Here is a 10,644-nt window from a genome sequence, read left to right as displayed (position 1 = left end):
CGCCGCGATCTGTCCCAGCGCGACGCCCCCGTCGTTGGGCGGAACGCGCTCATGCCCGTAGGGCTCGAACCCCTCCGAGCGAAGCAGCGCCACGACCCGCTCCGTCAGCGCGCGGTTCTGGAAGCAGCCGCCCGTCAGGACGACCTGCGTCTCGCCGACGCGCCGCGCGACGTCGGCGATCCCTCGCGCCAGTCCGTTGTGGAAGCGAGCCGACACGACACCAACCGGAACACCCGCGCGGAGGTCGTCCAGGAGTCGGTGTACTCCCGGATCCCAGTCGAGGACAAGCGGCTCGGAGCCATCGCGCAGGGGCATGTCGTACGCCGCGTCGTCGTCCACGCCGTCGAGGGCGTATTCGAGCTCCATCGCCGCCTGTCCCTCGTAGCGCGTGACGTGGCGTATGCCGCAGAAGGACGCGACGGCGTCGAACAACCGACCCGCGCTGGATGTCGTCGGCGTGCGGAGCCCACGCGCCAGCATCGAGCGGAGCACGGCGCGCTCCTCGGACCTGAACGCGGTCAGGAAGCCGAGGTCGCCGCGCGTCCATAGCTCGTCGCCGTAGAGCGCGAAAGCGACACCGAGGGCGGATCGGCGCGGCTCCCGAACGGCGCGGTCGCCGCCGGGCAGCGGGAACGTCCGCAGATGGGCGACTCGGACATCGGCGGGATCGTCCGGGTCGATCCTGAAGAACTCGCCGCCCCAGACGGTTCCGTCGAATCCGTACCCGGTTCCGTCCCACGACACGGCGAGAACGGGCCCCTCGATGCCGTGCTCGGCGATGCAGGCGAGCGCGTGGGCGACGTGGTGCTGGACTCGGATCGTCGGGAGCCCCATCGCGTCGGCGTCGCGCGTCGAGCGATAGTCGGGGTGGGCGTCGGTGGCGATGGCGACCGGCTCCACGTCGTAGAGCCGCCTCAGGTCGTTCTTGACATCGTGGAACGCGCGGATCGCCTCGTCCGTCTCGAGGTCGCCGATGTGCTGGCTCAGGAATGCCTTGCCGCCCGAGGCGACGGCGACCGTGTTCTTGAGATGCCCTCCGACTGCCAGAAGCGGCGGAACCGGTCGGCGGAGTGTCAGCGAGCTCGGCGCGTATCCCCGCGCGGAGCGGAGAACCGTCGTCCTGTCCAGGACGACGCGCGCGACGGAGTCGTCCATGTGCCGGGCGATGGGGCGGTTGTGGACGAGGAAGGCATCGGCGATGCCCTTCGCCCCCAGCCGCGCGACGGCTTCGCGCTCGTCCGTGCAGATCGGCTCATCGGACAGGTTCCCGCTCGTCGCGACGACCGGGAAGCGCAGTCCATCCATGAGCAGGCGGTGCAGTGGCGTGTAGGGCAGCATGACGCCGAGATCGGGGTTCCCCGGCGCGACGGATAGGGCGACCGGCGCGTCCGACTGCCGCCGCATCTGGACGATAGGAGCTGCGGACGACTTCAGCAGCCGTGCTTCATCGTCGGAGACTTCGCAGAGGCTCCGCGCCCCGTCGAGCGACGATGCCATCACGGCGAGCGGCTTCTCCTCGCGGTGCTTGCGTGCGCGAAGCCGCCGCACCGCCTCGTCGTCCCGCGCGTCAACGATCAGGTGGAACCCGCCCAAGCCCTTGACGGCGACGATCATGCCCGCTCGGATGGCGTCCAGCGCGGCGTCGAGGGCGTCACCGCGCCCGGCGAGCCGCACGCCGTTGCGGTTCCACCATTCGAGATGGGGTCCGCAGTCGGGGCAGGCGTTGGGTTGAGCGTGGAACCGGCGGTCGAGAGGGTCGTCGTACTCGGCGCGGCAGAGCGGGCACATGTCGAACGCCTTCATCGTCGTGTTGGGCCGGTCGTAGGGCAGGCTTTCGACGATGGAGTAGCGGGGCCCGCAATTGGTGCAGTTGATGAAGGGATAGCGATAACGCCGGTTCGTGGGGTCGCGCATCTCGCGCTGGCAGTCGTCGCAGAGAGCGAGATCGGGCGAGATGAAGGCGGTCGGCGATTCGGCTCGTTCGCTGTCGTGGATGGCGAAGGAACCGACGACTCCGCCGGGCTCCATGCCGATTCGGCGGATCGCCGTGACGCGGGCGGCAGGCGGGGCGTCGGTGCGCAGCGCGCCTTCGAACGCGTCGAGCGCCGTTGGGGAGCCGACGGCGTGAACGGTGACGCCCTGCGTGTCGTTGCGGACCCAGCCGGAGACGCCGAAACGCGCGGCGAGACGGTAGACGAAGGGACGAAACCCGACTCCCTGTACGATTCCCTCGATCCGGATCGTCGCCGTCCAGACGTCAGGGGGCGCCGTGCGGCTCGTCCATGGATCGGAGGCAGCGCTCAAGGTACTCCCACCACGCATCGATGCCTTCGCCGGTTCGCGCGGAGAGCTCGAAGATCGCCGCTTGGGGCGCGACCCGACGGATGTTGTCGAGGGCGAGCTCGCGCTGGAACCCGACCGCCTCGGCGATGTCGATCTTGTTGACGATGACCACGTGCGCCGACTTGAAGATGGTCGGGTACTTCAACGGCTTGTCCTCTCCCTCGGTGACCGAGAGGAGGACGGCGCGAAGGTCCTCGCCCAAGTCATACGCCGCCGGACAGACGAGGTTCCCGACGTTCTCGATGAGGAGCAGGCCGACGTCGGCGAAGTCGAGCTTCTCGGCGGCGCGGGCGACCATCTCCGCGTCGAGGTGGCAGACGGTTCCCGTGGTGACCTGAACCGCCTGCGCCCCGGCGCGCCGGAGCCGCTGCGCGTCGTTGTCCGTTTCCAGGTCGCCGACGATGACGCCGACGCCCCTTTTCCCGTCCAGCTCTGCGATCATCCGTTCGATGAGCGCCGTCTTGCCGGAGCCTGGGGACGACAGGACGTTGACGGCGAGGACGTCCTTCCCGTGGAAGTAGCCCCGGTTCCGCTCGGCGAGCCGCGCGTTCTTGTCGAGCACGCCGACCTGCAGATCGAGCGCGTGGGTATGGGGGTGCTCGTGGTCGTGCTCGTGGGTATGCTCGTGCCCGTCGTGGGTATGGGTGATCGGGATGGGTGCATCGAGCCGGACGAGACGCGAACCGCCCTTCTGGGGCACTCCGTCTACGGCGTATTCAGCCGCTTTGCCGCATCCGCACTCTTGGCACATCAGGACACCTCCAAACTGGTCAGCTCGATCTCGCGCCCGGCGAGGATATCCGCACTCAGTGTGCGGCATGCCGGGCATTCGTAGAAGAGCCCGTCCGGGGCGAACTCGCTCTCGCACTCCACGCAACGACATCGCACCGGAACCAGCTCGACCTCGAACGCGGAACCCTCAGCCATCGTCTCGCGCGTCGCGACATCGAAGGCGAACCGGAGCGCGTCGGGCGCGACGCCGGAGATGGCTCCGATCCGCATCGTGACGCGGTGGATCCGCTCGGCATCCACTCGTCGGGCGTGCTCGAACGCGATCTCGAGGGCGTCTTCGACGATGCCGAGCTCATGCATCGGACATCTCCTGGCGGAGGAACCACCAGATGCGCTCCGCCGCGAGGAACGCCGCCTGCTCGACGGACGGCGAGAGCGTCTCGCCGAAGTCGAGCCGTTCTGCCGGGATCGTGACGCGCCAGGCGTCGGGAGTCCTGCCGTAGAGCGCCTGCGACAGCGCGAGCAGCGACGCAGGATCGGCGAGATGACCGCCGACCCCATCGCTCGCCGTAGACCCGACGGCGACCGCCTCGAAACAGGTCTCCTCGTCGGCGTCCTCGGCGGGAATGCGCGCGTCCACGAAGACGGCGATACGCGCTTCCGACAGTTCCTCGGCGAGCTCCGGCGTCAGTTGGTGCATCGAGCGCACCGTCACGCCCGGGAGCGACAGCGCCGCGACGAGCTCGGCGACGCGCCTTCCCGCCGCGTCGTCGGCGCGCAGGTCGTTCCCGTATCCGATCACGAGAGCGCCAGTGGGATGTCTGTCGCGTGCCATGGTGACACCTGGAGCCGGCCTCGGATGGCTTGAGGAGCCGTCGTCGTAGGGCGGGTCTGAGACCCGCCCCTACCGAATGTGCTCGCATCCACCGCGTTGGCTGCGGGCAGTAGCCTCCGTCTAGTCGCGCACCGCCTCGTCGAGGAGGCTGCCGTCGGAGCCGTAGAGCCGGACGCGCAGGGGCATCTTGCCGACGGCGTGCGTCGAACAGCTCAGACACGGGTCGAAGAGGCGCGTTCCCGCCTCGATGCGGTTCAGGATGCCCTCCGGAATCTTGGGCCCCTGGATATAGTGCTTGGCGATCTGGGCGACGGTGCGGTTCATCGCCAAGTTGTTGTGTCCCGTCGCGATCAGCAGGTTCATCCGCGTGATGAGCCCGTTTTCGTCCACTTCGTAGTCGTGGAAGAGGGTTCCGCGCGGGGCTTCGCTGACGCCGACGCCTCTCAAGTAGTTGATCCCGGCGGCGGCGCGCACGCGGGGCGACGTGATGTCCGGGTCGTCCACGAGCTGCTCGATCCGCTCGATGCTCGCGACGATCTCGACCAGCCGCGCGTAGTGGTACATGAACGAGGAGGTGACGGCTCCGTTGCCTCGCTGCTTGAACTCGTCGAGCTCCGCGTCGGCGAGCGGGGAGCCCATGCGCTCGGCGATATTGAGCCGCGCGAGGGGTCCGACGCGGTAGATGCCTTCGGGGTAGCCCAGCGACTTGTAGTACGGGAACTTCAGATAGGACCAGTTCTCGACCGCCTCGCCGATGAAGTCGCGGTATCGGGCGGGGTCGAGTCCGTCGGCGACGATGTTGCCCCGGCTGTCGCAGAAGCGGAGCTTGCCGTCGTAGTGTTCCCACTCGTCGTTGGGTCCAACGAGCCCCATGAAGAGCGACTGGAAGTTGCCGAAGACCTGGGCTTCGGCGGCATACCGGTCGAGCAGCCCCTTGAACTTCTCGAGCGTCCCGATGGCGGTCGCGCGCTCTTCGGGCAACCGGTCGATGATCCACTGTCTGCCCTCTTCGGTGAGCGGTTCGCGTACGCCGCCGGGGACAGTCCACGCGGGGTGAACCTTCTGTCCGCCGAGAAGCTCGATGATCTTCTGCCCGAACTGCCGGAGCCGGATGCCCGCGCGGGCGAGCTCCGGTTCCGCCGCCATGACGCCGAAGACGTTACGGCTCGCCGGGTCGCTCTCCATGCCCAGCAGCAGGTCGGGCGAGCTGAGATGGAAGAAGCTGAGCGCGTGGGACTGGACGATCTGCCCCAGGTTCATCAGTCGGCGCAGCTTCGCGGCTGCCGGGGGAACCGGCACGCCGAGGATCGCATCGCCGGCTTTGGACGAGGCGATCAGGTGGCTGACGGGACAGATGCCGCAGACGCGCGCCGTGATGCCCGCCATCTCGCCGAGGGGTCTCCCTTCGCAGAACTTCTCGAAGCCTCGGAACTCCGTGACGTGGAACCGCGCGTCGGAGACCTGACCGGAATCGTCGAGGTAAATGGATATCTTGGCGTGACCTTCCAGCCGCGTGACAGGGTCGATGACGATCCGCTGAGACATGGTTGTCGATGCTCCTCCGCTGGAATACCGCCCATCGAATCGCGCCACCGCCGGTCGGGACGGAGCCCGGACGCGGGCATCCGTCCCGTCCGAGCGGGCTTCTCCGGGCATTGAGAAGGTCAGCCGAACTTGATGAGGTCGCGCCCTTCCAGTTTGATGGGTTCTCCGGACAAGAGCTGCTCCAGCGCCGCCTGAATGCGCGCCGCCGGCGGCGGACACCCGGGCAGGAAGATATCCACCGGCACGACCTCGTGAATGGGTCGCACGCGGTCGAGGAGAACCGGCAGGATGCCCTCTTCGCGCGGAGTCTGCGGGTTCAGGTTCGCCGGGTCCTCGTAGGAGCGCTTCAGAACGACCTCCGCCCCGCCGAAGGGGTTCCGCATGGCGGGGACGTTGGAGGTGACGGCGCAGTCTCCGAAGGCGATGAGCGCCTTGGTCTTCCTGCGCACGTCGCGGATCAGGTGAACCTGTTCGTCGGTGGCGACGGCTCCCTCGACGAGGGCGACGTCCACGTCTTCGGGATATTCCTTGACATCGGCGATGGGCGTGTAGACGACGTCCACGTGCTTGGCGAACTCGAAGAGCCATTCGTCGAGGTCGAGGAACGACATGTGGCAGCCCGCGCATCCTGCCATCCAGACCGTCGCGGCTCTTACCTTAGCCATTGCTGTTTCTCCCGTGCGGTCACGATGAACGCGAGACGGGATCGGTCCCGCTCCATCTCGGCAACGGTCGATCCTTGGTTGAAGATGGCTCCGGTCGGACACGCCATGACGCACTTCCCGCATGACGTGCAGCTATCGGACAAGCCCCACGGCTGATTCAGGTCGGTGATGACTCGCGCGTTGGTTCCTCTGCCGCGCACGTCCCACGTGTGAGCGCCTTCGACCTCGTGGCAGACGCGGACACAGCGCGTGCAGAGGATGCACCGGTTGTGATCGACGCCGAACCGCTCGTGCGACGTATCGACCTCGCACTGTGGGTAGAGGTACTCGAAGTCGATGTGATCGACGCCGAGGTTCACCGCCATGTCCTGGAGCTCGCAATGCCCGTTGGCGACGCACACAGCGCAGACGTGGTTCCGTTCTGCAAAGAGGAGCTGGACGATATCGCGGCGGTATCCACGGAGCCGCTCGGTGTCCGTCTGGACGACCATGCCCTCGGCGACGCGAGTGACGCACGCCGGCTGCAGCCGCCGCGTACCCTCGATCTCGACGAGGCAGAGGCGGCACGCGCCGACGTCGGACACGCCTTCGAGGTGGCAGAGCGTCGGAAGGTCGATTCCGGCGTCGCGCACCGCATCCAGGATCGTCTGATCGTCCCGGGCGCTGAGGAGTTGGTTGTTGATCGTGAGGGTGACAACTGCCATGCGATCCGCCTTCACTCAGTGGGTGGTTCCAGACAGCTCAATCGTCCGACGCGGCGAGCCCGTCCGTGCGACCCAGGAGCGATTCGTACTCCTCCGGGAAGTGCCGCATCGTGCTGAGGACAGGATTGGGAGCCGTCTGCCCCAGCCCGCAAAGGCTCGTGTTCTTCACGAGGTCGCACAGCTTCGACAGCTTCGCGAGGTCTGCCTGGGTAGCGCCGCCGGACAGGACCTTCTTCAAGAGCCGATGCATCTGAACGGTTCCGGCGCGGCACGGGATGCACTTGCCGCACGACTCGTCCATGCAGAACTCCATGAAGAAGCGGGCGACATCCACCATGCTCGTCTCTTCGTCCATGACGATCATGCCGCCGGAGCCCATGATCGAGCCGATCTCGGCGAGCGACTCGTAGTCGACGGGCGTATCCAGTTCGCTCGCCGGGATGCAGCCGCCGGAGGGTCCGCCGGTCTGCACGGCTTTCACCTCTTTGCCGTCTGGAACCCCGCCGCCGATCACCTGCACGATCTCGCGGAGCGTCGTCCCCATGGGAACCTCGACGAGCCCCGTGTTGCGGATCTTCCCCGCCAGGGCGAAGACTTTGGTGCCCTTGCTCTTCTCGGTTCCGATCCCGGCGAACCACTCGGGTCCGTTGCGGATGATCGGGGGCACGTTGGCGAAGGTCTCCACGTTGTTGATGAGCGTCGGGGCTCCCCACAGCCCGCTCTCCGCCGGGAAGGGCGGTCGGGGTCGGGGCGTGCCGCGTCCGCCTTCGATGGATGCCATCAGCGCCGTCTCTTCGCCGCACACGAATGCGCCGGCTCCTACGCGGATGTCCACGCGGAAGCTGAACGGCGTGTCGAGGACGCGCCCGCCGACGATTCCGAGTCGCCGCGCCTGACGGATCGCCGTCTGGAGGCGGCTGATCGCCAGCGGGTACTCGCCTCGGACGTAGATGTACCCCTGCTCCGCCCCAATCGCGTAAGCGGCGATCGCCATGCCTTCGAGCACACGGTGCGGATCGCTTTCGAGAACGCTCCGGTCCATGAAGGCTCCGGGGTCCCCTTCGTCGGCGTTGCAGATGACGTACTTGCGATCCGCTGCCGTCTTGGCGACGGTCGCCCACTTGACGCCCGTCGGGAAGCCCGCGCCGCCTCTGCCCCGCAGCCCGCTTCGAGTGATCGCCTCGACAACCTCGGAGGGACGCAACTCGGCCAGAACATGCGCAAGCGCCTCGTAGCCTTCCGCGGCGATGTACGCCTCGATCCGCTCCGGGTCGATCCTCCCGCTGTTCTCCAGAACGATGGAGACCTGCCGGGCGAAGAACGCCTGCTCGGGGTCGACGCGCTCCGGAGCCGCCTCGCCGCCGCGCAGCGCCGAGATGATCGACGACGCGTCCTCTTGCCGAACCTTCACGTAGAGAGAACCGTCCGCCGTCGATTCGACGAGGGGTCCGCGGCTGCACAGCCGCATGCACCCGACGCCCACCACCTCGACGGTCTCGGAGAGTCCCGCTGACTGCACGGCGTCCTTGAGCTGCTGTAGGACGCCCTCCCCATTCGAGGAGAGACATCCAGAGGCGACGCAGCATCGAATCTGGACGCGCTTGGCGGCAGCGCGTTCCTTGCGGGCGATGTCATGCAACTCCGCGAGATTCATGCGCCTGCCAGCCTTTCACGTGGTTCAGGACGATGTCGGGGGTCTGCTGCCCGGCGACTTCACCGTCATAGACGACGGCGGGAGCCAGCCCGCAGGCTCCCAGACAGCGCGCCGTGCCGAGGGAGACCGCGCCGTCGGCGGTCGTTTCGCCGGCGCGCACTCCCGTGTGCGCTTCCAGCGCCGAGAGGACCTTGGAGGCTCCCTTCACGTAGCACGCCGTACCCATGCAGACGACGCAGGAATGCCTGCCCTTCGGCTTGAGCGAGAAGAAATGATAGAAGGTCGCAACGCCGTAGATGCGGCTGGGAGGAACCTTCAAGCCGTGGGCGATGGTCATCAGCAGCTCGTCGTCGAGATGACCATACAGCTCCTGAGCCGTGTGGAGCACCTCGATGAGGGCGTCCGGCTGGAACTGATGTCGCTTCATCGACGCTTCGAGCAGCTTGGTGCGGTTGTCGACGCCGGGGATCGAGCGCTCATGCGCAGGAGTCATGGCGGTGCTTTCCTCTCACGCGATATCGGGCTTCTCCGCTCGACGCCCACCGACATGGGTGAGTCGCGCCGTGAACGAGCGGGAGGAACACGCTTCCGCTGGTGCCTGCGCAAGGAACATACCATAATCCCATAAACGGATGAAATCCAGTGATGATCGGACTCTTCGGCAAGGAGCACGCGTCGACCGGTGTGCCGGATTCTGACACTTTGTCGTTGTTATTGTGATCACATGCACAATATTGGGACACAATGGCAATCGTGGGCAATCGGGCGCGGAACGCCTCGGACACAGATGACCGCTGAGTCGGGCATGGAGTCAGATTTGGACGGTCAAGGAGTGCACGTTGAGGGGGACGTGGAGGAGGGGGGACACGTCCCAGACCGTGATGCGCACGACGTCGCCCTGCTGGTAGCGCGCCGCCAACTCGAATCGGCTCTCGGGCTCTGCGTGGAACCGTTCGGCGAGGAGCGACCCATCCTCGCGTTCGATCCGCACTCGAATGGCGCGGTTGGCGCGGTTATGTACGGCGACGTCGCCGCGAGCCAACCGGAACGTGAGGATGGTCCTTCCAACCCGCACCTCTGTTGTACCGGGCCCGTTGATTCCGCGACGACGAGATCGAAGCCTAGCGAGCGCGTTCCATATCCTGTTCATTGTCATGCTCGGCGTGGGAGTTCTCCGCGCCGCCTCGGTAGCAACGCAATCCGTCGATGCAGGCAGTCGATGGATGCGAGTGCATCGTCCTGGTTCCAACCGTGCCAGCCTCGTCGGTGTCAGCCGGCTGCGACTTCCGTTACCGCCTGGCGATGCGAAGGAGCCTTCGGGACGGGGCGCACGCGGTCGATCCACTTCACGGCATCGGGCTCGCTGGCGAAGCGGTTGACGATCCCGCCGATCCGCACGATGCGCAGGATCTCAGAGATGTAGGGATTGGACGACACGAGCACCGCACTGCCGTCGCCGGCGATGTGAGCGAGCGACATCAGCGCCGAGAGCCCGAGTGTGTCGACGCGCTCCGTCTTGTTGAGATCGACGATCAGTCTGCCGGGGCTCTTGGCGGAGAGAGTCAAGCCGTGAACGACCTCCCGAAGGCGCGCGCCCTCGGTTCCGACCAGCTCCTTCGCGACCGAGACCACCGTGACGTCGTTGGCGTTGCGAACGTTGAGAACCATGGTGCGCTCCTTCTTCGATTCGGACGTGCTGGACTGGGTGACCGATCCTGAGAACTCGCTGTCGTTGCGTTTCATCATGCGTTCCCTTCCTGTTACGTTCTGTTGGCTGCCTACGCCGGGATTCCCATCGTCGGGCTGTCGTCTGAGTATTCCGGCAGTGCGATCCGGTCGAGCGACCAATGCTCGAGAGGGTCCAGCCGCAGAACTGGGCTGGTGGATCGCTGCGCCGATTCCTTCCGGCTCCACGGCGTCGCCGTCCGCCCGAGCGCTCGAAGCTCCGTCGATGCCGCGGAACCGGCGATCCATATGCGGCTTGTTCTTGCCATTACCGTGGCTCCTGGCTCCGGATGGGAGCTATCGAGCCTTCCGCCCGGATGCGGGGGCGTAGGGAATCGCTGTCAGGACAACCGTCGCTTCGTAGTAGCCGCTCGTCGCGGCGGCGTCGGATCGGTCGCCGCGAGCGGTGACGCGAAACTTCACGTTGCCGTCGCTCGGGGC

At 66.6% G+C, this 10,644-nt stretch carries 12 protein-coding genes; all 12 read right to left on the bottom strand.

Going from position 1 to position 10,644, the window contains the following annotated elements; all coding sequences use genetic code 11:
• A partial coding sequence (gene hypF / locus FJZ36_15835; protein MBM3216371.1) for a carbamoyltransferase HypF occupies positions 1 to 2,322 on the bottom strand: 2,322 nt, incomplete at its 3' end.
• Complete coding sequence (hypB, locus tag FJZ36_15830) at positions 2,258 to 3,094, bottom strand: hydrogenase nickel incorporation protein HypB (protein ID MBM3216370.1); 837 nt, start codon at positions 3,092 to 3,094, stop codon at positions 2,258 to 2,260. The genes hypB and hypF, both read right to left, overlap by 65 nt.
• Positions 3,094 to 3,435 carry a hydrogenase maturation nickel metallochaperone HypA gene (gene hypA, locus FJZ36_15825; protein MBM3216369.1) on the bottom strand — a complete coding sequence of 114 codons (342 nt, stop codon included), beginning with the start codon at positions 3,433 to 3,435 and terminating at the stop codon, positions 3,094 to 3,096. The genes hypB and hypA overlap by 1 nt, the downstream gene beginning before the upstream one ends.
• Positions 3,428 to 3,910 (bottom strand): hydrogenase maturation protease, encoded by a 483-nt coding sequence (locus FJZ36_15820; GenBank protein ID MBM3216368.1) that lies wholly within the window; start codon positions 3,908 to 3,910, stop codon positions 3,428 to 3,430. Before FJZ36_15820 ends, hypA begins: the two co-directional genes overlap by 8 nt.
• 120 nt (positions 3,911 to 4,030) lie before the next feature.
• Positions 4,031 to 5,455 (bottom strand): Ni/Fe hydrogenase subunit alpha, encoded by a 1,425-nt coding sequence (locus FJZ36_15815; GenBank protein ID MBM3216367.1) that lies wholly within the window; start codon positions 5,453 to 5,455, stop codon positions 4,031 to 4,033.
• A 119-nt stretch (positions 5,456 to 5,574) separates the two neighbouring features.
• On the bottom strand, positions 5,575 to 6,120 hold the full coding sequence (locus FJZ36_15810; GenBank protein ID MBM3216366.1) for an oxidoreductase: 546 nt from the start codon (positions 6,118 to 6,120) through the stop codon (positions 5,575 to 5,577).
• Positions 6,108 to 6,824 carry a bidirectional hydrogenase complex protein HoxU gene (hoxU, locus tag FJZ36_15805; protein ID MBM3216365.1) on the bottom strand — a complete coding sequence of 239 codons (717 nt, stop codon included), beginning with the start codon at positions 6,822 to 6,824 and terminating at the stop codon, positions 6,108 to 6,110. The genes FJZ36_15810 and hoxU overlap by 13 nt, the downstream gene beginning before the upstream one ends.
• Positions 6,825 to 6,861: 37 nt before the next feature.
• Complete coding sequence (locus FJZ36_15800; protein MBM3216364.1) at positions 6,862 to 8,478, bottom strand: NADH-quinone oxidoreductase subunit L; 1,617 nt, start codon at positions 8,476 to 8,478, stop codon at positions 6,862 to 6,864.
• On the bottom strand, positions 8,456 to 8,971 hold the full coding sequence (gene hoxE, locus FJZ36_15795; GenBank protein ID MBM3216363.1) for a bidirectional hydrogenase complex protein HoxE: 516 nt from the start codon (positions 8,969 to 8,971) through the stop codon (positions 8,456 to 8,458). Before hoxE ends, FJZ36_15800 begins: the two co-directional genes overlap by 23 nt.
• Before the next feature lie 318 nt (positions 8,972 to 9,289).
• A complete protein-coding gene (locus tag FJZ36_15790) occupies positions 9,290 to 9,553 on the bottom strand; it encodes a hypothetical protein (GenBank protein MBM3216362.1) in 264 nt (87 codons plus the stop codon).
• A 194-nt stretch (positions 9,554 to 9,747) separates the two neighbouring features.
• Positions 9,748 to 10,221, bottom strand: a complete 474-nt coding sequence (locus FJZ36_15785) for an STAS domain-containing protein (protein MBM3216361.1) — start codon at positions 10,219 to 10,221, stop codon at positions 9,748 to 9,750.
• Positions 10,222 to 10,256: 35 nt separating this feature from the next.
• Entirely contained in the window at positions 10,257 to 10,472 is a 216-nt protein-coding gene (locus tag FJZ36_15780; protein ID MBM3216360.1) for a hypothetical protein, read from the bottom strand.
• Between the last annotated feature and the right edge of the window lie 172 nt (positions 10,473 to 10,644).

The sequence above is a fragment of the Candidatus Poribacteria bacterium genome, assembly GCA_016866785.1.
Taxonomy (GTDB): Bacteria; Poribacteria; WGA-4E.
Note: the sequence above shows the minus strand (reverse complement) of the source record. Positions and strands in the feature narration are given on the sequence as shown.

What these genes read in the sequence shown, in the direction of transcription:
- hypA (MBM3216369.1), bottom strand. Translation starts at nt 3,435, where the DNA reads ATGCATGAGCTCGGCATCGTCGAAGACGCCCTCGAGATCGCGTTCGAG.
- hoxE (MBM3216363.1), bottom strand. Translation starts at nt 8,971, where the DNA reads ATGACTCCTGCGCATGAGCGCTCGATCCCCGGCGTCGACAACCGCACC.
- FJZ36_15815 (MBM3216367.1), bottom strand. Translation starts at nt 5,455, where the DNA reads ATGTCTCAGCGGATCGTCATCGACCCTGTCACGCGGCTGGAAGGTCAC.
- hypB (MBM3216370.1), bottom strand. Translation starts at nt 3,094, where the DNA reads ATGTGCCAAGAGTGCGGATGCGGCAAAGCGGCTGAATACGCCGTAGAC.
- FJZ36_15810 (MBM3216366.1), bottom strand. Translation starts at nt 6,120, where the DNA reads ATGGCTAAGGTAAGAGCCGCGACGGTCTGGATGGCAGGATGCGCGGGC.
- hoxU (MBM3216365.1), bottom strand. Translation starts at nt 6,824, where the DNA reads ATGGCAGTTGTCACCCTCACGATCAACAACCAACTCCTCAGCGCCCGG.
- FJZ36_15800 (MBM3216364.1), bottom strand. Translation starts at nt 8,478, where the DNA reads ATGAATCTCGCGGAGTTGCATGACATCGCCCGCAAGGAACGCGCTGCC.
- FJZ36_15780 (MBM3216360.1), bottom strand. Translation starts at nt 10,472, where the DNA reads ATGGCAAGAACAAGCCGCATATGGATCGCCGGTTCCGCGGCATCGACG.
- FJZ36_15785 (MBM3216361.1), bottom strand. Translation starts at nt 10,221, where the DNA reads ATGAAACGCAACGACAGCGAGTTCTCAGGATCGGTCACCCAGTCCAGC.
- FJZ36_15820 (MBM3216368.1), bottom strand. Translation starts at nt 3,910, where the DNA reads ATGGCACGCGACAGACATCCCACTGGCGCTCTCGTGATCGGATACGGG.